The organism is Symploca atlantica LB2515 (assembly GCF_052546295.1).
Map to the genome: position 1 here is coordinate 1,471,156 of NZ_JBQWMT010000001.1, position 24,869 is coordinate 1,496,024.

The 24,869-nt window shown below is 44.1% G+C and carries 19 protein-coding genes and 1 tRNA gene; 8 read left to right on the forward strand and 12 right to left on the reverse strand.

Annotated features, from left to right (window positions below):
* The first annotated feature begins 264 nt into the window (after positions 1-264).
* From sbcC to ACT7WV_RS06290, 3 genes are all read left to right on the forward strand, one after another.
* Positions 265-3,285, forward strand: a complete 3,021-nt coding sequence (gene sbcC, locus ACT7WV_RS06280; protein WP_445102085.1) for an exonuclease subunit SbcC — start codon at positions 265-267, stop codon at positions 3,283-3,285.
* A gap of 369 nt (positions 3,286-3,654) precedes the next feature.
* On the forward strand, positions 3,655-6,885 hold the full coding sequence (locus ACT7WV_RS06285) for a PAS domain S-box protein (protein ID WP_445102086.1): 3,231 nt from the start codon (positions 3,655-3,657) through the stop codon (positions 6,883-6,885).
* Positions 6,886-7,008: 123 nt separating this feature from the next.
* Positions 7,009-8,451 (forward strand): ATP-binding protein, encoded by a 1,443-nt coding sequence (locus ACT7WV_RS06290; RefSeq protein WP_445102087.1) that lies wholly within the window; start codon positions 7,009-7,011, stop codon positions 8,449-8,451.
* Between the two features lie 67 nt (positions 8,452-8,518).
* Here ACT7WV_RS06290 and ACT7WV_RS06295 read toward each other — a convergent pair whose 3' ends face one another.
* From ACT7WV_RS06295 to ACT7WV_RS06310, 4 genes are all read right to left on the reverse strand, one after another.
* Positions 8,519-9,130 carry a cysteine dioxygenase family protein gene (locus tag ACT7WV_RS06295; RefSeq protein ID WP_445102088.1) on the reverse strand — a complete coding sequence of 204 codons (612 nt, stop codon included), beginning with the start codon at positions 9,128-9,130 and terminating at the stop codon, positions 8,519-8,521.
* A 3-nt stretch (positions 9,131-9,133) separates the two neighbouring features.
* The gene (locus tag ACT7WV_RS06300) at positions 9,134-9,619 is read right to left on the reverse strand and encodes a hypothetical protein (protein ID WP_445102089.1); all 486 of its coding nucleotides are present in this window, start codon (positions 9,617-9,619) and stop codon (positions 9,134-9,136) included.
* Positions 9,620-9,937: 318 nt separating this feature from the next.
* Positions 9,938-10,219, reverse strand: a complete 282-nt coding sequence (locus ACT7WV_RS06305) for a hypothetical protein (protein ID WP_445102090.1) — start codon at positions 10,217-10,219, stop codon at positions 9,938-9,940.
* A 120-nt stretch (positions 10,220-10,339) separates the two neighbouring features.
* Entirely contained in the window at positions 10,340-10,660 is a 321-nt protein-coding gene (locus tag ACT7WV_RS06310) for a hypothetical protein (RefSeq protein ID WP_445102091.1), read from the reverse strand.
* 353 nt (positions 10,661-11,013) lie between these two features.
* On the opposite strand from ACT7WV_RS06310, the gene ltrA reads away from it, so the two are divergent.
* On the forward strand, positions 11,014-12,819 hold the full coding sequence (gene ltrA, locus ACT7WV_RS06315) for a group II intron reverse transcriptase/maturase (RefSeq protein WP_445105584.1): 1,806 nt from the start codon (positions 11,014-11,016) through the stop codon (positions 12,817-12,819).
* 105 nt (positions 12,820-12,924) lie between these two features.
* Complete coding sequence (locus ACT7WV_RS06320; RefSeq protein WP_445102092.1) at positions 12,925-15,030, forward strand: M3 family metallopeptidase; 2,106 nt, start codon at positions 12,925-12,927, stop codon at positions 15,028-15,030.
* Positions 15,031-15,165: 135 nt separating this feature from the next.
* Here the strand turns inward: ACT7WV_RS06320 and ACT7WV_RS06325 are convergent, their stop codons facing one another.
* From ACT7WV_RS06325 to ACT7WV_RS06335, 3 genes are all read right to left on the reverse strand, one after another.
* Positions 15,166-15,408 carry a DUF4278 domain-containing protein gene (locus tag ACT7WV_RS06325; protein ID WP_445102093.1) on the reverse strand — a complete coding sequence of 81 codons (243 nt, stop codon included), beginning with the start codon at positions 15,406-15,408 and terminating at the stop codon, positions 15,166-15,168.
* Between the two features lie 280 nt (positions 15,409-15,688).
* Complete coding sequence (locus ACT7WV_RS06330) at positions 15,689-16,555, reverse strand: TlyA family RNA methyltransferase (protein WP_445102094.1); 867 nt, start codon at positions 16,553-16,555, stop codon at positions 15,689-15,691.
* Positions 16,556-16,577: 22 nt separating this feature from the next.
* The gene (locus tag ACT7WV_RS06335; protein WP_445102095.1) at positions 16,578-17,351 is read right to left on the reverse strand and encodes a nucleoside phosphorylase; all 774 of its coding nucleotides are present in this window, start codon (positions 17,349-17,351) and stop codon (positions 16,578-16,580) included.
* Between the two features lie 201 nt (positions 17,352-17,552).
* Here ACT7WV_RS06335 and ggt point away from each other — a divergent pair, with 201 nt between their 5' ends.
* Both ggt and ACT7WV_RS06345 read left to right on the forward strand, forming a co-directional pair.
* The gene (gene ggt, locus ACT7WV_RS06340) at positions 17,553-19,112 is read left to right on the forward strand and encodes a gamma-glutamyltransferase (protein WP_445102096.1); all 1,560 of its coding nucleotides are present in this window, start codon (positions 17,553-17,555) and stop codon (positions 19,110-19,112) included.
* A gap of 202 nt (positions 19,113-19,314) precedes the next feature.
* Positions 19,315-19,386, forward strand: a tRNA-Lys gene (locus tag ACT7WV_RS06345).
* Between the two features lie 293 nt (positions 19,387-19,679).
* Here ACT7WV_RS06345 and ACT7WV_RS06350 read toward each other — a convergent pair.
* The 5 genes from ACT7WV_RS06350 to ACT7WV_RS06370 all read right to left on the reverse strand — a co-directional run bounded on the left by ACT7WV_RS06350 (position 19,680) and on the right by ACT7WV_RS06370 (position 23,411).
* Complete coding sequence (locus tag ACT7WV_RS06350) at positions 19,680-19,868, reverse strand: hypothetical protein (protein ID WP_445102097.1); 189 nt, start codon at positions 19,866-19,868, stop codon at positions 19,680-19,682.
* Positions 19,869-20,185: 317 nt separating this feature from the next.
* Positions 20,186-20,773 (reverse strand): YdeI/OmpD-associated family protein, encoded by a 588-nt coding sequence (locus ACT7WV_RS06355; RefSeq protein WP_445102098.1) that lies wholly within the window; start codon positions 20,771-20,773, stop codon positions 20,186-20,188.
* Positions 20,774-20,786: 13 nt separating this feature from the next.
* The gene (locus ACT7WV_RS06360) at positions 20,787-21,269 is read right to left on the reverse strand and encodes a cupin domain-containing protein (RefSeq protein ID WP_445102099.1); all 483 of its coding nucleotides are present in this window, start codon (positions 21,267-21,269) and stop codon (positions 20,787-20,789) included.
* 132 nt (positions 21,270-21,401) lie between these two features.
* The gene (locus ACT7WV_RS06365) at positions 21,402-21,956 is read right to left on the reverse strand and encodes a hypothetical protein (RefSeq protein WP_445102100.1); all 555 of its coding nucleotides are present in this window, start codon (positions 21,954-21,956) and stop codon (positions 21,402-21,404) included.
* 111 nt (positions 21,957-22,067) lie between these two features.
* Positions 22,068-23,411: an alkaline phosphatase PhoX gene (locus tag ACT7WV_RS06370; protein WP_445102101.1), complete on the reverse strand. Its 1,344-nt coding sequence runs from the start codon at positions 23,409-23,411 to the stop codon at positions 22,068-22,070.
* Positions 23,412-23,901: 490 nt separating this feature from the next.
* Between ACT7WV_RS06370 and ACT7WV_RS06375 the strand changes: the two genes are divergently transcribed.
* Positions 23,902-24,864, forward strand: a complete 963-nt coding sequence (locus ACT7WV_RS06375) for an aldo/keto reductase (RefSeq protein WP_445102102.1) — start codon at positions 23,902-23,904, stop codon at positions 24,862-24,864.
* Positions 24,865-24,869: the final 5 nt, after the last annotated feature.

A 24,869-nucleotide genomic window follows, 5' to 3' on the forward strand; every position in this document is an offset into this window, starting at 1 on the left:
ATGGTAAATAGAAAATGGTTCATTGAGACGATAAGCCAGATACTGGTTTGTACAGTTCTATTTTCCATTTTCTATTTACCATTACATAGGTAGAAATTTTGCCGAGCTAGGTTTTCCGGCATAACTGTTATTTGCCTTTAATTATTAATAATTGTAAAACTTAAGTGGCAATGTCTAGAAACCCTGTTTCTGGCTGTATAGACTAGGCAACAGTGCTCAGATACTGGCAGTTACTCACTAAAAAATTATGTCGTTCGATGCTCAATGATTCCTCTACAACTGAACATTAAGAACTTCCTTAGCTATTGTGAGGCAACCCTGGACTTTCGCGGGTTACATACTGCCTGTATCTGCGGTCCAAACGGTGCCGGGAAATCCTCGCTCCTCGAAGCAATCACTTGGGTGCTTTGGGGGAAAAGTCGTGCTGCGGCTGAAGATGATGTGATTCGTACTGGGGCTAAGGATGTCCGAGTAGATTTTCTCTTCCAGAACAACAGTGTCACTCATCGCGTGATTCGGACTCGTAACCGGGGGCAAAGTGGCTCCCTAGAATTTCAAGTTCAGACACCCACTGGCTTTGTCTCTTTAACAGAGAAAGGGGTGAAGGCGACGCAGCAGAAAATTTTGCATCATCTCAAGCTAGATTATGATACCTTCATTAACTCAGCCTATCTACGACAAGGCCGGGCGGATGAGTTTATGTTGCGGCGTCCCAATGAGCGCAAACAAATTCTGGCAGATCTACTCAAACTTAACCAATACGAAGATTTAGCAGAGCAAGCAAAGGACTTATCAAAACAGTTTAAGGGTCAAGCCGAGCAACAGTCACAAAGTTTGCAAGTAATTGCCCAACAACTAGAGGAACGAGAAGCAACAGTTGAGCAACAAGCTACCCTAGAAACTACCCTAAAACAGCTAAGTATTCAACAAGAAACCGACAATCAACAACTTCAGCAATTTCAATCTCTCCAACAACAGCGCGGCTCTTGGCAACAACAACTTACTTTTGTCAAGCAACAGTCTCAAAACCTCCGCAAAGATAGCGAGCGCCTTCAACAAGACATCGCCACGGCAGAAGCTGAAAAACAAAAACTTGCCACTCTGCTGGCTCAAGAAGAGCAAATCGCCGAAGGTTATGCCCAATATATCAACCTCGAAAAACAGGAAGAAATACTAGCGGGGAAATTCCAAGCTGCCACAGAAGCCCAACAGCAAAGCCAGCAACTGCAACAGCAGCTCACACAACAAATTAACGAACTACAACTGCAAATTCGCCAAAAACAAGCCCAACTTGAGGCATTGCATCCTCAAGAGCAAGAAATTCAGGAAACTCTGACCTCTTCAGCAGAAGTACTCCAAGGGCTGGAGAAACTCAACCAAGCTCGTAGACGCCTCTCCCAGCTAGACAGTCTGCAACTGCATATTTCTCCTCTGCTACAACGTCGTACCTCAATCCAAAAAGAACTTGACCGCGTACACACCAGACTCGCTGCTCGTTTAGAAGAATTGCACTTCTCGGTCGAGGAGTTATCTGCTCAGGTGGCGACAACGCCACAGCTACGGCAGCGCTGTTTATCTGTAGATGCAGAAATCGGAGAATTGGAGAAAAAGCGCGTTTACCAGCAGCGCGTCCAGGAAAAGGGGTTAGAACGCCGCAGCTTCCAAGAACGACTCCAAGAAAACCAGCGCCGTTATGAAAAGCAGTTGGCGGAACTGACGCAAAAAATTGATATGCTGCGTCGGCAGGACGCAGTTTGCCCTCTGTGCGAGCGTCCCTTAGACGAAGCTCACGGTCATTACGTTGTAGAAAAAACTACTGCTGAACACCAGCAAATGCAAGACCAGTTCTGGGTAGTGCGAGAGCAGCTAGCTGTCTGCGAACGAGAGCTTCAGGTGTTGCGAGAAGAGTACGCTCAGCTGGCTAAAGAACTGGCCCCCTATGAAGAGTTACTAGAGCAACGAGGACAACTAGAGGCACGACTCGAAGCTACGGACGATCTTTACAATCGCCTCTATGAAGTTTCCGAGGAAAGAAAAGAAATTGAGGCAGCTCTCGGTGCTGGTGGCTATGCTGTCGATTTACAGCATGAACTGCGACAGCTAGAGAGCCAGTTGCAACAGCTTGACTACGATGAACAAACTCATGCTCTAGTAAGAGCTGAGGTAGATCGTTGGCGCTGGGCAGAAATCCGGCAAGCCAAACTGGAAGAAGCACAACGGCGTCAGCGGAAAATTGACGCTCAGAAGCCGCAAATTCAAGGACAACTTGATGCTCTCCAGGCTTCAGTGCACTCGCTACAAACCAATTCTCAACTGAAGTTACGCCTGGAAGCCCTAGAAGAGCAAATAGCAGCAATCGGTTATAACTTAGTTGATCACAACACCCAACGAGCGGCTGTGCGCCAAGCCCAATCTTGGCAACTGCGTTATCAGGAGTTCCAAGCAGCTCAAGAGCAATATCCTCAAGTCTGCCAACGCCTAACCTCTCTAACTAACTTACTCCAAGAGCGGTGTTCTGAACTGGAATCAGTTGAATCACAAATAGAAGAAATTGTCAAGCAATTAGAAAAATGTTCAGACCCAACCCAAGAAATTCAGGCATTAGAATTGCAAACACAGCAACGACGACGCCAACTTGATCAATGCCTATCTCAACAAGGAAGTATCCAACAGCGATTAACTCAATTGGAATCTCTGCAAATCCAATACGATGAGCAGCAGAAACATCTTCAACAACTGTACAGACAATATCGCATTCATCAAGAGTTAACTCAAGCTTTTGGGAAAAATGGTATCCAGGCACTGATGATTGAGAATGTCTTACCCCAACTAGAAGCAGAAACTAATCAAATTCTTTCTCGACTTACTGGGAATCAATTGCATGTACAAATTATTACTCAAAAAGCAGGACGTCGCTCTTCTAAGAAAAAATCGAAATTAATTGATACTCTTGATATTTTAATTGCTGACGCTAGTGGCACTAGACAGTACGAAACCTACTCTGGTGGTGAGGCATTTCGGATTAACTTTTCGATTCGTCTAGCACTAGCAAAACTGCTGGCACAACGCGCCGGAACATCATTGCAAATGTTGATTGTGGATGAGGGGTTTGGCACCCAGGACAGCTCAGGATGCGAACGCTTGATTGCGGCAATAAATGCGATCGCCTCGGACTTTTCCTGCATACTGACAGTTACCCATATGCCTCAGTTTAAGGAAGCATTTCAGACGCGCATTGAGGTAAGTAAAAGTCAGTACGGCTCCCAATTAAGTATGTCAGTGTAAACTTTTTGACAACCATAAATCGGTGATTCTTGCAGCTACATATCTCATCAGTCATTGGTTTGAGAGTATCAACGGAATAAGTTCGCTCTGTACTATAGAAAACTTCATCCTTTGTGATGTTGTAAATTAAGTAAATCAATGTAATACAGCGTAATATAGATTTAAGTGAGTACACGGATATCTACTTTCTGAGCAACCTTATATCGTGTATACATAAGCTCACTTTCTTCAGCAGTAGCATCCAGGTGAGTGTGCAATAAGACAGTAGTTCTCAATTACCGCCAAGGTGAGAGGAGGGTGCATCGGACGGTAGCTGAGTATAGACCAACATGGTCTAAAATTCCCAGAGGTCTGGGATGGAGATCGGGTATGACAACTACTAGCACCAATAACCTGCACCTTGTGGTACTTCCGCTTGTGTGCGATCTTGCCGTTGGCATGCTAATCGCTCTGATTGCTTTTTACATCTGTACTCAACTGGTGGAGCAAGTCACTAGCACTCACGAACGTCTTATTTGTTTCCTCTGGCTGTTAGCAGGAGGTACGCTCATCGGCATAGTGATCTGGTTGATGCAGTTGTTCGCCTGGCAAGGCTTCCCCGTCGCGTTCCCTAGCTCAGCGATAACTTTGCTCATGATACTCTCAACAGCACTAATCCTCCTTCAGAACCGTTTAGCCACCAGTAAACTATGGGCTCAAACCTCCAATGGCAACAATACTGGCACCCCAGAAAAGAAACTAACTAATTCAAAAATTACTGTTTCCTCTGAGATTAGCCAGACTCAACCAGAACAGCAGGCTGCGCGAGATTATGAGCTTAACTTCCGAAAGCTCACGGCTAATGTACCGGGAATGATTTACCAATTTTTGCTCCGGACAGATGGATCTGTCTCCTTTCCTTTTGTCAGTGAGGGCGCTCGCGATATCTACGAATTAGAGCCCAGTTTCATCCAAAAGAATGCTGCGATAATTATTGAGGCAATTCATCCTGATGACCGCGAAGCCTTCCAGGAATCTGTGGTTGTCTCAGCCAAGACTTTGCAGTCTTGGAGATGGCAAGGGCGTATTATCACACCATCAGGGAAACTCAAATGGTTGCAAGCATCAGCAAAACCTGAATTGCAGAGCAGCGGCGATATTCTCTGGGATGGGATACTCATGGACATCACAGAGCGCAAACAAGCTGAAGCAGCTTGGCATGAAAGCGAGGAACTCTTTAAAGCTACCTTCGAGCAACCAGGAATCGCCATCGCTCAGGTTGGGGCAAATGGTCAGTTGCTGCGGGTCAACCAAAAATTGTGCCAGATCACTGGTTACTCTCAAGAGGAACTGTTGAAAAAAACTGTCCTAGAGATTACCTGCAAAGAAGACCAAGCAGCTACTCAGGCTTGTCTAGAGGAGTTTTTTAGTGGTCAGAGGCAAACAATCAACCTGGAAAAACGCTACATTCACAAAACTGGTGCGACAATCTGGGTGAATATTACCCAATCTGTTGCCTGTGATCCCCAAGGCGTCCCCAACTACTGCATCAGTGTCATTGAAGACATTACTAGCCGCAAACAGGCAGAGGCTCAGTTGCTCAAAGCTAACCGCGATAAGCTGAATCTCTTAGAGAGCATTGCTGAGGCTTTCTTTGCCTTGGACGAAGAGTGGTGCTTCACTTACATTAACCACAAAGCTAAGCAGCTTCTCGCGCGACCTGAAGAGCAGTTACTAGGCAAGTGCTTCTGGGAGATATTTCCTGAAACCGTCGGTTCCCAGTTTGAGAAGCAGTATCGCAGAGCAGTTGCTGAACAAGTCAGTGTCAAATTTGAAGAGTTTGATCAGCACCTGAACCTTTGGTTTCAGGTGAGAGCCTATCCCTACGAAGGTGGCTTATCTGTATTCTTTAGTGATGTCAGCGAGTGGAAACAGGCAGAGGCGGCTCTGTTGAAGCGGACGCGGCTCTCAGCATTAGCCACAGTGGTGGAAGACCAGTTGAGGGGAGTGAGGGGTTTTTTAGCTAACGGACAACTCACGGCAAAATCTAGTCATACTCTAAGTTGGGTTGCCAATGCGATCGCCGTGGCAGTTGACCGTTACTGGGCACGCTCAGAAATGCTCAGCCGCCGAGAATCATTACTGTTCAGCCTAGCAACTCAAATTCGTAATTCCTTAGAACTCGATACAATCCTGGAAACCGCTGTAGAGTCGATCCGCAGCCTGTTAAACATTGACAGGTGCCACTTTATCTGGTGCAAAAAGCAATCGGGTGCCATCTCTTGGGAGGTGGCCAACGAAGCCAGAAAGCCTACCCTATCTAGCCAGATTGGTAAGTACACGACAGAGGAAATGGGGGCTTTTGCCCAACGGCTTTTAAACCGACAAATTATCCAAGTAGATGAAGTTGCTAGCTACGGCGATGTTGAAGTACAGCAGTTTTTGCTGCATATGGGCTACACCTCGGTGTTATCCATACCGTTTGAGACTTATGCCGGGGAAATTGGCGTAATTAGCTGCTATCAATGTACAGGAGCAAGAGTTTGGGATGATAGCGAGGTAGAACTTTTGCAAGCAGTGGTTGTACAATTGGCGATCGCTATTGATCAAGCTGCCCTCTACAATCATGCCCGTCAATCGGCAGCAATTGCCCACAAGAAAACCCAAGAACTAGAGGCGGCTCTCAACCAACTCAAAACCACTCAAGCTCAGCTAGTGCAAAGCGCCAAAATGTCTAGCTTAGGACAATTAGTGGCTGGTATTGCCCATGAAATTAACAACCCTGTTAGCTTCATCCACGGCAACCTAACCTATGCCAGTGCCTACCTGTGTGAAATTATGGGCTTATTACATCTTTATCAGGAACACTGCCCTAATCCTCCTGCTGTAATCGCCGAGGAAGCAGAACTCATCGACATCAACTTCATTGCCGAAGATCTCCCTAAACTCCTTTCTTCGATGCACGTTGGAACAGAACGCATACGGACAGTGGTACTCAGCCTGCAAAATTTCTCGCGGCTAGATGTAGCGGAAAAGCGGCAAGTTGATGTACACGAAGGTATTGAGAGCACTCTGATGGTTTTGCAGCATCGGTTAAAGACCAAAAGTTCCAATCTAAAAATTGAGGTGATCAGAGAATACGGTAACTTACCACCGATAGATTGTTACCCAGGACAACTGAACCAAGTCTTGATGAATATCCTTACCAATGCCGTAGAAGCTTTTGAGCTTTCAAGTTTAGGTACTCAGCAGAATTTTTCACCTAAGATTAGCATCCGTACCAGTCTTGTCGGCAGTTCTGACTCAACTGACAAGTCTCTTTCTTTAGTTAGTAGTCAGCAACTGCAACAACCGTTAGATACCGCTGTCCCAGCTTCACAAAAAGGTCAAAAGATTGTTATTCAAATTGCTGATAATGGGCCGGGAATGACTGAGACAATAAAATCACAAATATTTGACCCATTTTTTAGTACCAAACCTGTTGGTCAAGGCACTGGTTTCGGACTCTCTATCAGCTACCAGATTATCGTAGAGAATCACCATGGTGTTCTTACTTGTATCTCTGAACCAGGGAAAGGCAGCGAATTTTGGATTGAAATTCCTCTCAAGCAAAGCGATTGAGATCATAGGCTTAATGGTTTTTAAGGTCTTATTTACTCAACCCAAAGAGCTGGGTATAAAAGTTTTATTTGTGCTAGTCTTTTAACAACTTTTTTGTACTGGAAGCTACCGCAGGGGAGTGACTTGGCAAACTACTTTGACCTAGATAAAATAATCGCAGTGCGAGAAATTAATGCAGCAGTAATCAATATCAGTGGACGCCAGCGCATGCTGTCCCAGCGAGCTGCCTTGTTTGCCTTAAGACTAGTACTCAATCAAGACTACTCAACGTGCCAAAAATGGCAACAAGAAATGCTAGTAGCCGTTGACTTGATGGAAAAGTCTCACCAAGGTCTACTTCAAGGTGATATAGCAATGAAGTTACCTGGTCACCCTTCAAAAGCAGTCAAGAAAATGTACTTTGAAGCACCAGTTTTTCTTGACCAACAAATTCGTGACTACATCAGTCAAGTTAGGGCTTTAGCAAAAGTAAATTTTACTGAACTGACAATAGAAAATCCTCATTTAGAATACATTTTGAGGGTGTCAGCAACAAGTCTAGTGGAAGGATTAGAAGCGGTAGTTAGTCAGTACCAAAAAGAAAGTGATGCCTATGAGTTTAATATCGAAGTTCAACAAATTCAACTATATAAAAAAAGCTGCCAAGCTAAGGCTATGGCTGAAGCAAAAACTCAGGAACTAGAAGAAGCCTTACAAAATTTGCAACGTACTCAAGCTCAACTAATTCAGGCTGAAAAATTATCTAGTATCGGTGAGATGGTTGCGGGTGTTGCCCACGAACTCAATAATCCTATCAGTTTTATTTATTGTAACTTACACCATGCCAGTGATTACGTTCAATATTTAGTTGAATTGCACAAACTTTATCAAGAGTATTACTCGGATCTGCACCCAGTGATACAAGCCAAGATTGAGGCTGTAGATTTAGATTTTTGGCTCGAAGACTTGCCCAAAGTAATCGCTTCAATGCAAGTTGGAGCCGATCGCCTTAGTGAAATTGTACTCTCGCTACGTAACTTTTCTCGCCGAGATCAGAGTCTAAGTCAGGTGGTCGATCTCCATGCAGTTATTGATAGTACATTGCTTATCTTACAGCATCGTCTAAAAGCTCACGGCGATTGCCGAGGTCTTGAGATTGTTAAAGACTATAGCACTCTACCGCCTGTTGAGTGCTATCCTGGGCAGATGTGTCAGGTATTTTTAAACCTGGTGAGCAACGCAATTGATACCCTAGAAGATATCCCCAATCATCTTGGTTGTATTACGATTCGCACTAGTATCAGTACTGATAATTCTGTGGTAATCATCCAAATTTCCGATAATGGACTAGGTATGACCCCAGAAGTCAAAGAAAGCATATTTGAACCATTTTTTACCACCAAACCATCTGGCAAAGGTACAGGACTCGGACTATCAATTAGCCATCAAATTGTAGTAGAAAAGCACAGTGGTGTTTTGCAGTGTGAGTCTACACCAGGAAAAGGGACAACATTTCAGATTGAAATTCCGGTGCAAATAAATCAGGATTTTTGTGAGTGTGAATCACAATTAATTAAAAACTGCTAAATTTTGCTTTTCAATTCAGCTATCAATAGACAGTTTTTTATCTAAAGGTTTGAGGTTAACAAATTAATTAAAATTTTTGTGCTGTGTGGTTAACTGCATCAAACTCAAATCTTTGACTATAGTCAGTTTCGCCATAAATATTGAAGGTAATTGAGGGTTCATCACCAACAATTTCCACCTGGTGGATAGCCTCAGGTAGAAAGCTAATGATATCGCCTGCTGCTACAACCTGCTCCCCAACTTGTTCAATGCGATCCGGAAATTCTTGCTGATTAGTTCGCCGCCAAAATGTATTTTTTTCTTGTCCACTTAAAAGCGCCACTACTCCCCAAGTAGCATGATTATGAATCGGTGATCCTCTTCCTGGTAGCCATGATGTCGTCTGTATGGTTAAGGGAAAATCTGGTTCTTCATATAGGGTAAGAACTGACCAACCTGTATCAGGATTAGGCTCACGATATTCGCCTTGTAGCCAGTAGGAACTAGTGAGCAAACGGCGCACTAAAGGACGAATCCTTTCTAGGCGTTGGCGATCGTCGGTGACTGTTTCGAGAATATCTTCCATATCAGTTAAGAATCGATACAGTCGATAAGGACGAGCAGTAGATGCCAAATCTTGGGAAACAGTGCAGACTTCACACTGTCCATCTGCGGTTATTAATAAATCACTATTTTCCATTATCTATTGCACAACTAAAGGGTAATCAGGTGTAGGATTGAGAGGGCAACTAAAGACATATTTACCGGGGCGAAGGGTAACACGATAATCTTGAGTTGTACCTTGCGTAAGTCCACCGCCACTGACTTTTGGCAAGGTTACCTGGTTAACACCCTCGCCCCGTAAATAGAACCCTAGCTCGTAAGGAACATCACGATTAGTTACACGAAAGATATAGTCTCCCGGCTTAAGACTTAGAGGTTTAAAGCCACTCTGCCGTTTAACCAAAGTATCAGAGTTAAGGCTCTGGCAATCCTGTTCACTCTGAGTAGTAAATTGGTAATCTTTACTCTCTGTCTCAAGAAATTGACAACCAGTTTGAGTTAGCTGGATAACCTGTGGCTCCTCCTCTTGACTAACGGGCTGCTCAGAAGCTGTTTGAGAGTTATTACAACCAACCAGAAACCACGATATCAATAAACTACCACTCACTAATAAAATCTTCTTCATTTTATCTAGTCCCTAAAGCTTCTGGCTACACTGTTTGAGTCTATTAAAATTTTTCTCAAAAAAAATGAGTTTTTCCTTAGTTTAGTAATAATATTCGCTGAGAATCCTTACAACACAGCGCTTACTTGATTAGAGGCAATGCCACTTAGCTACATAAAACGCTTCAATGAGCCTAGTCAAACTAAGACGCGGTGCAAAAGAAACAACACTGATTTCTAAGCAAGTACTAAGCTCTTTTTCAGCAGAGATTCATCTTGGTTAGGTGAAATTATTAGTTAAGCCCAGACAATGTTCTGCTGTTATCAACCCACTATTTCACTAAATTAAGGCAATTATGAGAGTTAAATACATCGCTACGCTGGCTATTGCTTCAATCCTCGGCTTAGGACTAGCTACTGGTTGCAGTAACCCCTGCGCGGCTAAACCCAAGTCTGATAGTGGTGCTGCGACTAAAACTAATCCTTGTGCCGCCGCCGATAAAACCAATCCTTGTGCAGCCGCTGATAAAACTAATCCTTGTGCCGCCGCTGATAAAACTAATCCTTGTGCCGCCGCCGATAAAACCAATCCTTGCGCCGCCAAGAAGTAACGAGTTGGCAATGATGGATAATAGTCTGGAACTTCCCCAGGAAGCTAGTGGAGTGTCAAGATGAAATTTAGGGGCAAATCTCAAAAAATTTACCCCCTGTCATCCTCTTGTCTCAACTTGATCTGTCAAGATTAGATTTGAGAGATCACTAAGTCTGGGGATTTTTCAGATAGATTCTTGAGGTCAACGATTAAGTGCGATTCGTTCTCTCGAAATCCAGCAATGGAGAGATGAGAGGCAAGGAAAAGAAAGGGGCAACCCAAACAGAACCTTGACAACTTGATAGCCATGCAGGTGAGAGCAAGTACCCTAGAAAACTCAAGTCCTGCTCCCCCAGGTGTAGGGGTAAAAGCATCATCCCCAGGTTTGCGACTAGCCATCAAAGCCTGAAGCGGGATGAAAAGACGGGTAGACTGACAGCCTAAGTTGGTTCCCGACGAGCAAGAATCCATGAGTAACGAAAGTGAAGATGTATCAGAACCATCGTAATGACCAACCAGCGAAATAAGGCTTTTTACGCTGGAGCCAAAAGGCAAAGGATAAGGGGTTGGCGATTTTAATCTCGACCAATAACACTCCCAATATAAACCCGGTGGATAGCATCGCTCTAAAGGTTCCAAATAATGGCTATCAGGAACGAAGTAACCTCTCGTATGCTCTCAGGGTGGTCGATTCTCTGAGCAGGTGCTAACCGGATGCTGCGAGTAGGCGGGATTGAGTCAGAAGCGAACGCCTCACTGTAATGGCGAGGATATGCTAACAGACTCACGGTGATAGGGAATGTGGAGTCCCAGTAGCAATGAATATGTCTAAAACGAGTGTAAAAACTACGGTGGAATGGAAGACTATCCCTTGGCAAAAGCTTGAGCGAAAAGTCTATAAGTTGCAAAAAAGAATCTACAAAGCCTCTAGTCGTGGTGATGTCAAAGCAGTACGCAGACTCCAGAAGATGCTAATGAAGTCTTGGTCAGCAAAGTGTTTAGCGGTTAGACGGGTTACACAAGACAACATGGGGAAGAAGACGGCGGGTGTAGATGGGGTCAAATCCCTAACTCCAAAGCAACGTCTCACTCTGGTTGCCGAATTAAAATTAGGCTCAAAAGTCGCTCCTACCAGGCGTGTATGGATACCAAAACCTGGAAAGGATGAGAAGCGACCGTTGGGCATCCCGACAATGAATGACCGCGCTTTGCAAGCCTTAGTCAAACTGGCTCTTGAGCCAGAATGGGAGGCTAAATTTGAACCTAATTCATACGGGTTCCGACCAGGACGCTCATGCCAAGATGCAATAGAAGCAATTTTTAAAGCAATCAACGCCAAAGCCAAATATGTGCTGGATGCCGATATTGCCAAGTGCTTCGATTGCATTGACCATAAAGCGCTGCTCATAAAATTAAATACATTCCCCACCATACGCCGACAAGTTCGAGCATGGTTTAAAGCGGGAGTAATGGATGATAAGCAGCTATTTCCAACATCTGAGGGTACACCACAGGGAGGGGTCATCTCTCCGCTACTAGCAAATATTGCCCTCCACGGTATGGAAAATCGGATAAAACAGACTTTTCCTGAGAAGTCAGTAAAAGGGGTTTACTTTTCCTCCCCTCAGCTTATCCGTTACGCCGACGACTTTGTGATTCTCCACAAAGAAGAATCTGTTGTCCAAAGATGCAAGGAGATAATCTCCGAATGGTTAAAAGGCATGGGTTTGGAATTGAAGCCTAGTAAAACCCAGATGCTTCATACTCTAAACGAGTATGAAGGCAAAAACCCAGGATTCGATTTCCTTGGGTTCAATATCAGACAGTACCGAGTGTCTAAACATCATTCGGGAAAAGACACAAAGGGTGAACTGCTAGGATTCAAGCCAATCATTACCCCAAGCAAAGAGAAACAAAAGGTACATTACAACCGAGTATGTAGTGTCATCAACGCCCATAAGTCAGCGCCACAAACGGCGTTAATTGCAAATCTAAATTCAATCATAAGAGGATGGGCAAACTACTACTCAAGCGTGTGTAGCAAAGAAACTTACACACAATTAGATAACCATGTGTACCAAAAACTCCGAGCCTGGGCAAAACGCCGCCACCCTAACAAGTCGGGGGAATGGATAGCCAAAAAATACTGGCAAACTATTGGCGGTGACAATTGGGTATTCGCAACCAAGCAAGAGGGTAAAAACCCGAAGCGGTTACTAAAATATGCTGCAACTCCTATAGTCCGGCACAACAAGGTTAAAGGCGATGCCAGCCCATACGATGGCAACCTAATTTACTGGAGTACAAGAATGGGTAACCACCCTGAAGCAACAACTAGAGTGGCAACACTCCTGAAGAAGCAAAAAGGGAAATGTACCTACTGTGGAATGTATTTCAAAGATGGAGACGTATTAGAAATAGACCATAAAATCCCCAAATCGAAAGGTGGAAAGGATGAATACAAAAATCTACAAATGCTCCATCGACACTGCCACGATTTGAAAACAGCTAAGGATGATAAAGCTGTAGGTCTGCAATTGGATAAGCACCATACCACTGAGGAGCCGGATGAAAAGAAATTTTCACGTCCGGTTCTGAAGCCGAGTCGCCCTGGTGACGGGGCGGCTTAGGTTAACACCAGGTTTAACACCAATTAAAAATTCACCATAATAAAAGGAGTCACCATACCAAATTAAAAGGGATTTAGCCAAAAATTCCCAACTCGAAAGATACCTATGATTGCTAACGCAACTATCAGTGGCAACCCTTTGTTAATCGGCAAAGGATTACCCCCATTTGAAGCCATCAAGCCAGAACAGGTAGTGCCGGCCATGACGCAGCTGCTGGCTGAACTCGACGCAGAATTGACCAGTCTAGAAGGGAGGGTAGTACCTACCTGGGGTGGCTTAGTAGAACCACTAGACCGCTTAGCGGAGCGCCTCACCTGGAGTTGGGGAGCAGTGGATCACTTGATGAGTGTCAAGAATAGCCCAGAACTACGTAAAGCTTACGAAACGGTACAACCCCAAGTTGTGCAATTCATGAATAAGCTTAACCAAAGCAAGCCTGTCTACGAAGCATTCAAAGCACTACAACAAGGGAAAGATTGGAGCAATCTAGAGCCTGCTCAACAGCGAATTACCGAAGCAGCTATCAGAGATGCCGAGCTTTCCGGTGTCGGTTTGACAGGAGAAAAACGCGATCGCTTTAACGGAATTCAGATGGAATTGGCAGAAATTGCCACCAAGTTCTCCAACCATGTACTAGATGCCACTAAGGCCTTCAGCCTGACACTCACTAGCAAAGAGGAGATAGATGGCTTGCCGCCCAGCTTAACTAGTTTAGCTGCTCAAGCAGCTCGGGAAGCTGGCGAGGCTGGCGCTACAGCAGAAAATGGACCCTGGCGGATCACCCTAGATTATCCCAGCTATGTTCCCTTTTTGCAGCACAGTACTCGTCGAGATTTGCGAGAGCAACTCTACAAAGCTTTTCTCAGCCGTGCTTCTAGGGGCGAGTTAGATAACACTCCGTTGATTGAGCGGATTTTAGCACTGCGTCAAGAACAAGCGGCACTGCTAGGCTTTGAGAGTTACGCTCAGCTAAGCCTTGCCAGTAAAATGGCTCCTGACGTAGCAGAGGTGGAGAAACTACTTGAGGAACTGCGTGGCGCCAGTTATGATGCCGCTGCTCAAGAGTTAGCAGAACTCAAAGCTTTTGCTGCTGCTCAAGGAGCCCCAGAAGCCAGTGATTTAAAGCACTGGGATATCGCCTTTTGGTCAGAACGTCAGCGAGAAGCAAAATTTGCTTTCAGTGCAGAAGAATTACGACCTTACTTTCCCCTGCCTCAGGTACTTGACGGCTTGTTTGCCCTAGTGAAACGACTGTTTGGGGTTACTGTCACGGCTGCTGATGGGACTGCTCCAGTGTGGCACGAAGATATCCGCTATTTCCAAATTGCCGACGAGACAGATACCCCTATCGCCTATTTTTATTTAGATCCTTACAGCCGTCCTGCCGAAAAGCGTGGCGGGGCCTGGATGAATGATTGCATTGGTCGTGCCAAAATTACAGAAGCTGGCAAGACAACCACTCGCTTACCAGTGGCGTATTTAAACTGTAACCAAACTCCCCCGATAGATGGCAAGCCTAGCCTGATGATCTTCAGTGAAGTGGAAACTCTATTTCATGAGTTTGGCCACGGCTTGCAACACATGCTGACGAAGGTAGATTATCCTGGAGCCGCTGGTATTAATAATGTGGAATGGGATGCGGTGGAACTACCCAGTCAGTTTATGGAAAACTGGTGCTACGATAGACCCACTTTAATGGGAATGGCAAAGCATTACGAAACGGGTGAGCCTTTGCCGGAGCATTATTACCAGAAGCTGCTGGCAGCACGTCACTATATGAGTGGCACAGCAATGTTAAGGCAACTTCACTTTAGTTTTGTTGACCTGGAGTTGCACCACCGCTATCAGCCAAGTAGTCCGGAAACTCCTGCTGAGGTACGTAACCGTATTGCCAAAACCACAACAATTTTACCCCCACTGCCAGAAGACAACTTTTTGTGCGCCTTTGGTCACATTTTTTCTGGTGGCTATGCAGCTGGTTATTACAGCTACAAATGGGCTGAGGTACTCAGTGCTGACGCCTTTGCTGCTTTTGAAGAAGCGGGTTTAGAAAACGAAGAAGCGATCGCAGCCACTGGTAAGCGCTACCGTGATACAGTGTTGGCTCTCGGCGGTGGCTTGCATCCCATGGCGGTATTCCAAGCATTTCGAGGTCGCCAACCTAGTACAGAACCGCTGCTGAGGCACAGTGGCTTGGCTGTTGCTTCTTGAGTTTTTCAGTGTTCTTCCTTGATTGAAAATCTCGCTACCCATTCCCCTGGTTAATAGAAAATGGAAAATTGAACTGTATACACCAGAATCTGGCTTATAGTCTCAATTTTCCATTAACCATTTTCTATTTTCCATTTAGATAGAAGATTGCCCTGAGCAAGTCAAATCATTGAGTTGGAGTCGGTGCCAAGAGCGACCAAAAGCTAAATGCGTCACTCCACGATATTTCAGTCTTAAGCTGGAATGAGGTATAAAAATTGCTTTTTTTTGCCTAAATTTAAAATTTACACCGCGATATTTGCCACCAATCTCACTCTCGGTTGTTTCTGGGATAGGAGTTTGAGATTGATACTTAACACCACGATAAGTGAGTTTCATCGGCTTTTTCTTTTACTACTTAACAACGTCTGTATAATCTGATGCCTTGACTTGAGCAGCTTCTAGTCATCAGTTGCCTCAAACAGACTTCAAAGCCAATCTCACTTGTGCCGGAATGTTTATTGAAAAAATACAAGACTAAGTGACGGGTTCCCCTTTAAGCTGCATCTAGAGAACCCTACAGAGGCAAATATTTTGGTTGCTATACCTAAGGCTGGGGTTAAATGACTGTAAGTCACTTCTGGTTTACCACAAGTGACTATCGGGAGCTTGCTCCAACCTACTCCTTAAATTCTCTGATGTGAGGAGTCTCCATGCTATCTTTACAGGTATTATCAACCCGGAAGTGAGCAACTGCTGAGTGAGCAATCTGTTTAATTGCTACTAAATCGGGAGGTGCTAATGAACTCTCCATTCCCAGCCAGAGTAGATATTCAATATTACCAGCAGGTCCTGTGAGTGGCGACCAAGTTAAGCCTTGATAAACCCAACCTAGCTTGTTTGCAGCTTCTAAGACTTGGGCGATCGCCTCAGCATGATCTTTGGGATCGCGCACCACACCTTTTTTACCAACACGCGATCGCCCTACTTCAAACTGCGGCTTGACTAACAACACTACCTCACGGGGCGCTTGCAGTAAATGCCACAAAGCATCCAAAATTTTAGTTAGGGAAATAAAGGAGACATCCACAACACTCAAATCGGCTGGTTGGTTGTCGCCATATAAGTCAGTAGTTAAAAGATTACGCAAATTGGTGCGTTCTCTCAAAATTACGCGCTGATCGTTGCGTAAACTCCAAGCAACTTGTCCATAGCCAACATCAACACCGTAAACCAACTTGGCGCCAGCTTGCAGCAAACAATCTGTGAAGCCACCAGTAGAAATACCTCCATCTAAGCAAATGCGTCCCTGCACATTAATGGCAAATATTTCTAAGCCTTTGGCAAGCTTTTCGCCGCCTCGAGAAACGTAGGGTGGCTTTTCCTTAACCTTGATAGCTGCATTGATATCAACCTCAGTTCCTGGCTTATCGATTACTTGCTGATTAACCATCACTTCACCAGCACGAATTAACCTTTGTGCTAGTTGTCGTGAGGGACAAAGGTCGAGGTTTACTAATAATATATCGAGTCGTTGTTTTGCCAAGGCTTAATCTTGTTACTCGCTATTATTCTAAATTGGCAACTGCATACACTGCTACTTTAATCGCCCGTTCAATAGCAATAGCCTTCTTTTCCAAGCCGACGTTTTCGCTTGTAGTGCGCTGAACAACTACACCACAAACACAAGCAGCAGCAAAATTGTATACTCCTGCCATTTTAAAGAGTGTGCCGCATTCCATCTCATAATTAAGTATATTTAAACGTCGGTATTCTTCCGTAATTCCCTGTAGCGATCGCATTAAAGATGGATTAGCTGAATCAGTGCGTTCTTGCCCTTCATAGAAAGTATCTACCGATGCTGTAATGCCAAGATGATACTCGATTTCTAACTCTTGTGCTGCCTTAGCTAAGGCCACTGTGAGAAATGGATCAGCAGCCGCTGGATACTCAACAGGTGCAATATCGTTGGCTGCACCTTGTCTGCATAATGCCGCACTGCTAATCACAATGCTACCGACTGGTACATCGGCTTGAATTGAACCGCAAGTTCCCAAACGAATAATTTGCTGGATTCCTAGTTGTCTCAACTCATTAACTACAATACTGAGAGAAGGCGCACCCATGCCGCTAGTAGCAGATAAAACTGGACGCCCGTTTGGTAAGGTACAAAGATAGCTATTGAGTCCTCGATTCTCCGACAACGGTTGCACATCCTCTAGATAAGCTTGGGCAATCAGAAGAGCACGTTCGGGATCACCGGATAATAAAGCAATGCTAGGAGGTTGCCCACCAAGGTCATCTCGACCAAAACCAATGTGGTATAAACGTTTACTGGTCATTGTTTCAGGAAGATGACTGCCAAGGAAAATTGCCCAGATAAGTTGATAAAATTTTATTGGCAAACAAGCCTTATTTTTGGCTGCTAGCATCGGATTAATATAACAATACTTGAAAATTATCCCGATTGAGAATAAGAGCAGGCGAAGGAAATCTATACATTAATAAACTACCGATATCATTACTGCTGAAGCTCAAAATCTATGAATCAAAAGACTCGTGGTGTCATTGCGGCTGGACATCAGAAAACTGCCGAAGCTGGTATAGAAATGTTTCGCCTTGGGGGGAATGCTTTTGACGCAGCAGTCGCAGCAATTTTAGCTTCTTTTGTTACGGAACCTGGTTTAACCTCTGCGGCTGGTGGTGGTTTTCTCTTAGCACATACTCAGGCAAATAAAAATATTTTATTTGATTTTTTTACTCAAACACCGCGTCAAAAAATCAATCACAACGGAATTAACTTTTACCCCGTTAAAGTAGATTTTGGGGATGCCGTGCAAGAGTTTCATATCGGACTTGGATCTATGGCCGTGCCAGGAAATATTGCTGGGGTATTTCAGGTTCATGAAAAGCTGGGAAAATTACCTTTTAAAGTCGTTGCCGAACCTGCCATAGATTATGCCAAAAAGGGGATTAAATTAAGCGAATTTCAAGCTTATTGTTTACTAGATATTCTGAAGCCAATCACTATAGACTACCGAGAAGGAAAGCAAGTTTTTGTGCCTACTGGTGAGCCAATTGCTCTAGAAAGTAAGTTGGTAATGAGAGAGTTTGCCGAAACTCTAGCTTACTTAGCTGAAAAAGGCGTAAGAGAATTTTATGAAGGAGCAATTGCCCACAAATTAGTTAAAGATTGCCAAGATTTAGGAGGATACATAACTCTAGAAGACCTCAAGAATTATCGTGTGATTGAGAGAGAACCACTCATTATCAATTATCGCGGCAATACTTTATTGACTAATCCTCCTCCCAGTTCCGGTGGTGCGCTGATTGCTTTTGCCTTGCAACTGCTATCACCAGTTGATTTTTCTGGTGTTGAATTTGGCAGTGCTTGTCATTTAGAAATTCTGGCTAAAGTGATGGAAATGACTAATGAAGCCAGAACCAATGGATACGATGACCATCTTTACAAATCCGACATTGCTGATACTTTTTTATCCCATAAACATCTTGCCGAATATCAAGATAAGTTAACAGAAACTGTCAATAAATGGGGAAGTACCACTCATATTAGTGTTGTAGATGATCAAGGTAATGCAGCCAGTGTGACGACTTCTAATGGTGAAGGTTCTAGATATGTCATTCCCGGCACAGGCATTATGGTGAATAATATGCTGGGAGAAGAAGACTTAAATCCCCAAGGATTCCATCAGTGGCGCGAAGATGTCAGAATTTCTTCCATGATGGCACCAACCATAGTTTTGAGGAATAATCAACCAGCAATTGTTTTAGGTTCTGGTGGTTCTAACCGAATCAGAACAGTAATTTTACAAGTCATTTCTAACATTTTAGATTTTAAAATGTCGGCAGAAAAAGCAGTTAATAGCCCTAGGGTTCACTGGGAAAACAATGTTTTTCATCTGGAACCTGGATTTGCCGAAACAGAAATTAGTAAAACTCAACTTGCCGACGATTATAAGTTAGTTCGCTGGCAAGAAAAAAATGTATTTTTTGGTGGTGTTCATACTGTTCTAGAAACTGAAGAGCGAAAAATTGAAGGTGCTGCTGATCGACGCAGAGATGGAGGGGTTGCTAGTTACTAAAGTAGAGTTCTTCAGTTACTATGCGTGGCAATAATCCACTCTAGTTTTTTCCTGCTAGTTCTCTATTTCCCTAGGAAAAGCACAATGTTTTCCAACAGTAAAGTCTCTACTAAGCTAGACTAAGCCAGTTTAGGTCATGAAAGATAGATATTCTCGACTAGCAATAGCCCAGTTGTAGCGAAACTTGATATACTGAGTTAGCGGGTGACTAGCTCAACGGTAGAGCACTGGACTCTTAATCCATTGGTTCAGGGTTCGAGTCCCTGGTCACCCACTTTTTCCTGATGCCTGTGTGTGTTTGTCTAATCACGAAATTAGGCAAAAATTAAGCAAGGAACTTAGCACAGTGTAAGTGCAAGTACTTGGCAGGATTAACTAAGCTAACGGTAGGCTTAAGAGTTCTTTAGTTCGCTGCAAGATAACTCAGGTAGGCAACAAGCTCTATCTGCGATCGATTTTCTCACAGAAACCTGGCTCTGGCAAAATCAATTAAAAAGTAAACTTGGTTCCCTCAACGGCTGAAATCTTTACCCGGTAGGGTATATTTCTATTTTTAGCTAGTTGACTTCAGGGTGCGACAAGCGCCCCCTGAAAGTTAAAAGTCTCAATCGTTTGAGGATGGTAATTCCAGTGATCAATAAATGTCTCATTGAACATTTCTACCCAAGCCTGGGCATCTTGTTCACCCCTAAGATGGCGCAGGGTAAAGCCTTCGGGTAACTGGGGTTCTGGGATGGGTTCAGCCAGTGAACCCATCCTTGTGATCAAGTAACGCTCAATTTTGAAACCACAATTTTCTAGTAGAGTTATGGGTTCTACTCGATCTCAGTATATAGAGAAGCAATCCTAACTTCATCAATTCTTCATAAATAGGGGGTGACACCCCTCATCTTAGATAGCTATACTTGTGAGTATTAGATGCACCCTGATGATCGGGAGAGTCGCCTAGCGTGGCTCTCTTCTTTATTTTGTCTGAGAAAATATTAATGATTTTATCGCCAATGCAGGGCTTTACTACAAGATTTTCCCCAAACTGACGCGATTATTAGGCTAAGGTTGAGGCAAAGGTGGCATCATGATGGTGCCAAGGGACTTTTATTCTGCGCCGCTGAGCTGATAGTTTGCTCAATTCTCTTCAATCTCGTTTCCGGACGCTTAGCACTTTCAATCCAAAAGAGTATACTCTTTTTGGCGGATTTACTAAATACCTCAAAATACCTGTTGGCAGTTTGGTTGGCTTCTAACGCTTGCTTTAAGTCTGTCGGAACGATTAATGCTTCTATTGCATCTAAAGCATTCCATGAGCCATCTTGTTTGGCTGCTTCAATTTTTTCAAAACCAGCCTCCGTCATCAACCCTTGTTCTATAAGTTCTTCAACGTATTGCTTATTTAATTTTGACCATACGCTTTTCGTTTTTCGAGGAGTAAATATTTGCTTATAGCGTTCTTCATCTAATGATTTTACTTTACTATCAATCCAACCAAAGCATAATGCTTCTTTGACCGCTTCGCTATATCGAATGCTTGGTTTACCACTTTTTACTTTGTAGTAGATAAGCCATACACCGCTAGAGGTGCGATGGTTTTTATCTAACCATTGCCGCCATTCTTGGCAATTTATGGCAAGAAAAGTTTCTATTTGGGTATCAGGCTTCGGCATACTGACAGAGTCATTAGGTGTCTAATCCTCCAAAAGGTTTCGCATCTTTTAGGTCAAAAATTTCAACAGCATCTTCACGGCGAAACATGCGTTTTCCTAGGTGCGGGAAATCGGCAATTTCCACATCGAGGTTTTCTCCTCCCATCAGGTAAACTAAATCTTCGTCACCTGCATTCTTCAGGTGATGAGCTACCGAAGGAGTTGGAAATGCCATAAAGTCTCCTGGCCCAACTTCAAATTCTTCCCCATCAATTTCCGCAATTCCGTAGCCCGATAGAATGTAAATCCATTCTTCCTCACAGTAGTGGGAATGATAAATAAACGATTCCTTTCCTGGAGGAACTTTGGCAAAATTGACTCCAGTGCGCTTCAGTCCAACCATTCGCCCCAAGAATGTCCCTGTAATTTCGGATTTCGGATTCCAGGGGTGTGAGAATGTCTGCAAACTGTCTGCAATTTGTTGATACCGCAAAATAAAAGATTGCTTTTCTGCCATGTTATTAACTCTCAGGTAGTTTGGACTGGAGATCTAACGGCTCAATTTAACTTTATCGCCTGAAATAAAGGATAAAGACAACAAAACATAATCATGCTCAAGTGTACCCACTGCCAATAGCCGAAGATCGAACTAATCATCCAAGTCAGGGCAATAATAATCTACTGCCATTGTATTGATCAAGTCTGCATCAATATTTCTCTGAGGTTGCTGTGTCGAATTATGCTGATTCCCAGATCTAATAGTTGCACAAACTTCCTGGGCACGTTCAACAACTGCTTGGGGAGATTGCTGTAGTTTTGCTAAAGCAGTTGATACCAACGGCGATGTACCCGCTCGTTTTCTCAAAAAATTTTGGTATTCTTCAAGAAACTGCTGATCGGTTGTTGATAAAATAGTTTCGTTTCTTCTGGTGTTATTAATACAAAGTTTGTTGAGGTTGATAATTCTCCCATCTCGTGTTTGCATATAGCAAACCAAGTCTCCCGGATCGATGGCTACAAGGTAAGCAGATTCAGATAGCGCAGATTTTTGATAACCCAAAATACCGATGGAACAATGCACAAGTAACCAACTGACTGTGCAGACAAATCGTCCAATTTTGCTCATGGAATTTCCAGCCATTTCAACTATTTTGAAAACAAAAAACCATGAATTGAAGCTCTGGCTTATTGCAACTTCACTCAATCAATATTTACTAAAAGCAGGGCTACTTCGGTTTATTGCTTGAGTAGCCCTGCAAGTATCAATACACCCTGCAACTAATAGAAACACTACGATTATGTAGTAACTTTAAACTTAGCTTTTCGCCCAAGGACCCCAAATTGCCAGCGTAATTCCAGGAGACTGGATATTTACAAACAGAGTTTTACCATCAGGTGAGAAGCAGGCACCAGCATATTCGCTAGTGTTAAGGTTATTCTTGGCAAACTGGTACAACTCGCCTTTTTGGTTAACCCCAACAATGTATTGGGTACTATCACCATCTTCGCAGAGCAAGAGGTCACCAGAGGGAGTAACAGTAATGTTATCCGGGTTATCCAGTTCGCTAGCACTGGTAGACTCAACAACCAGAGTAAGCGTATCGTAATTGGGGTTGTAGGCAAAAACCTGACCTTTCCCAATATCACCACCACTGGTACAAACAAAGTAGACCAGACCATTGCCATACCAAGCACCTTCACCCCGTGCAAACATGGCTGCACCTTTGCCTTGGGCTTCGATTCGCAAAGTATCATCAACAGGGTCAACATCATCAATTTTGACCCAACTAACTGATAGAGGTTTGCCTTTATAGCCAAGATAACCTGTGCGGGTATCTGCGGGCGCTCCCTGAATCACCAACGCTTCAAGTTCTCCACCACTTCGCAGACTGCCTTTCTGTTGGGGACGGAAGCGGTAGAAACAGCTATCACCCCTGTCTTCAGTTTCATAGACGTATCCAGTGGCCGGATCCACTGCGATCGCTTCATGGTTAAAGCGTCCCATTGCCACCAGAGGTAATGGATCAACGGTTACGATATCTGCGGTTGCAGGAACCTCAAAGTTATAGCCGTGCCTCTTAGCCAAAGTATTATCGCTGCCTGGAACGGAGGTATTTTCTTCGCAGCTAACCCAAGAACCCCAAGGAGTCGGACCACCGGCACAGTTACGAATTGTACCTCCTAAAGAAGCAAAATGCTTGATCAGCTTACGGTTGGAACCAACAACTAGATTTGTCGTGCCTCCCCCAAGCTGGTCGTATAGTTTAGGTGCAACGACTGCATTAGATCCACCTGCTCTTACTTCGTGGTTCCGCACGAGAATTGTGCTTCCATTTGGCCCTTCAAAGGCAGCCATGCCATCATGAGAACCTGGCACCTGTGTTCCATCATCCATCAGCTCGCCTGTAAGAGATAGTGCTCTATAGTTGAAGCCAGAAGGCAGTTCCAGGATAGCAGTATTACTTAAGTCGCCAATCAGAGTATTCGTAAGTTCATTTGCATTTACAGGCAGCTTAGGCGAGAGTGAACCGTAGCCAATACCCTTTGCTACTTGACCGTTGGCAACTCTTGCATAGAAGGCTTCCAGTGGGGAAACCATGGTAACGCCAGCAGCACTTGCGCCCGCCAAGGTAAAAAACCTACGTCTTGATAATTTCATCGATTGAGGGTAGAAGATTAAAATTCGAGAAATTTCGCATCAAAATTTCTTGAAAAATCTTATAAGCCTTCTTTTAACTCCCGAATAAGACAGGGTTAAATTTAGTAGAACAAGACTACTGAAGATGCCGAATTGGAAGGGAAGAAATGCCTGCTTCCCTGACAGCAAAACAACTTGCGGCGATGGGCGATTGGGCTAGAAATTTCGACTATTTTATGTAAATTAAAACGTCGGACTTAGATAAGTTTTTCTTGTTTATGTCGTGTCTTCCAAGAATTTTAATTAAACCAACTTGATCAAGATGTGATGTCAGATACTTTTTGCCGGATTGACTTTTGATAAATCCCTTCTGACCTCTGCCCTGGAACCCTCTGCCTTTCTTTGGTCAACGAAGTTGTGTCTCTAGGCAGATATTGTGAACGTTTCCTTATGTTTGAATTGGCTCACAGTGAAATAAACTTCAGCCATAGCTGACATACAAGGGGAAAAGATGTCAGAAAGTACATCAAACTCAGAAATGCTATACCGAACTCTGGGCAGTACAGGAGAAAGAGTTTCTGCGATCGGACTGGGAGGCTGGCATCTTAGCTTGAAGCACGTTGACGAGCAACTGGCGATCCGTATTGTTCACACAGCGATTGATCGCGGCATCACCTTTATGGATAACAGTTGGGATTACAATGGTGGAGCTAGCGAGAGTCGCATGGGGCAAGCGCTTCGCGGTGGCTATCGGGATAAAGTGTTCCTGATGACGAAAATTGATGGTCGCTCCAAAAAAGAAGCCGCAAGACAGCTAGATGAGTCACTGCAACGCCTGCAAGTTGATTGCATTGACCTGGTTCAGCATCACGAAATTATCCGGTACGAAGATCCGCACCGAGTTTTCGACGAAGAAGGGGCGAATGCGGCACTGATGGAGGCGCGTGAAGCTGGTAAGGTGCGATACATTGGCTTTACTGGACACAAAGACCCTCATATCCATTTGCATATGCTGGAGGTTGCAGCGGAAAACGGATTTAAGTTTGATGCAGCCCAGATGCCACTTAATGTGATGGATGCTCACTACCGCAGCTTCGGCAAGCTAGTTGTGCCAGAACTGGTCAAACAAAATATTGGCGTTCTGGGCATGAAAAGTATGGCAAACGGGATTCTTTTACGGTCAAATACAGTCACACCAATTGAATGTCTGCACTATGCCCTGAATCTGCCCACATCGGTTGTGATTACGGGAATTGACAGCATGGAGATTCTCGATCAAGCATTTGAAGCCGTGCGAACATTCCAGCCGATGGATGACCAGCAAGTGCGATCGCTTTTAGCAAAAACGGCAGATGTGGCATCACGCGGCGAGTTTGAACCCTTCAAAACTTCATCTATTTTCGACAGCACTGCCCAGAATCCGGATTGGCTTGGAGAGGAACCAGAACACATCCAGCAATTAATGTCAGCGTGATCGGA

Bases quoted from the DNA above. Each gene is read 5' to 3' on its own strand.
- sbcC (WP_445102085.1), top strand. From the start codon at position 265: ATGATTCCTCTACAACTGAACATTAAGAACTTCCTTAGCTATTGTGAG.
- ACT7WV_RS06285 (WP_445102086.1), top strand. From the start codon at position 3,655: ATGACAACTACTAGCACCAATAACCTGCACCTTGTGGTACTTCCGCTT.
- ACT7WV_RS06295 (WP_445102088.1), bottom strand. From the start codon at position 9,130: ATGGAAAATAGTGATTTATTAATAACCGCAGATGGACAGTGTGAAGTC.
- ACT7WV_RS06300 (WP_445102089.1), bottom strand. From the start codon at position 9,619: ATGAAGAAGATTTTATTAGTGAGTGGTAGTTTATTGATATCGTGGTTT.
- ACT7WV_RS06310 (WP_445102091.1), bottom strand. From the start codon at position 10,660: ATGGATTCTTGCTCGTCGGGAACCAACTTAGGCTGTCAGTCTACCCGT.
- ltrA (WP_445105584.1), top strand. From the start codon at position 11,014: ATGTCTAAAACGAGTGTAAAAACTACGGTGGAATGGAAGACTATCCCT.
- ACT7WV_RS06320 (WP_445102092.1), top strand. From the start codon at position 12,925: ATGATTGCTAACGCAACTATCAGTGGCAACCCTTTGTTAATCGGCAAA.
- ACT7WV_RS06325 (WP_445102093.1), bottom strand. From the start codon at position 15,408: ATGAAACTCACTTATCGTGGTGTTAAGTATCAATCTCAAACTCCTATC.
- ACT7WV_RS06335 (WP_445102095.1), bottom strand. From the start codon at position 17,351: ATGACCAGTAAACGTTTATACCACATTGGTTTTGGTCGAGATGACCTT.
- ggt (WP_445102096.1), top strand. From the start codon at position 17,553: ATGAATCAAAAGACTCGTGGTGTCATTGCGGCTGGACATCAGAAAACT.
- ACT7WV_RS06350 (WP_445102097.1), bottom strand. From the start codon at position 19,868: ATGGGTTCACTGGCTGAACCCATCCCAGAACCCCAGTTACCCGAAGGC.
- ACT7WV_RS06355 (WP_445102098.1), bottom strand. From the start codon at position 20,773: ATGCCGAAGCCTGATACCCAAATAGAAACTTTTCTTGCCATAAATTGC.
- ACT7WV_RS06360 (WP_445102099.1), bottom strand. From the start codon at position 21,269: ATGGCAGAAAAGCAATCTTTTATTTTGCGGTATCAACAAATTGCAGAC.
- ACT7WV_RS06370 (WP_445102101.1), bottom strand. From the start codon at position 23,411: ATGAAATTATCAAGACGTAGGTTTTTTACCTTGGCGGGCGCAAGTGCT.
- ACT7WV_RS06375 (WP_445102102.1), top strand. From the start codon at position 23,902: ATGTCAGAAAGTACATCAAACTCAGAAATGCTATACCGAACTCTGGGC.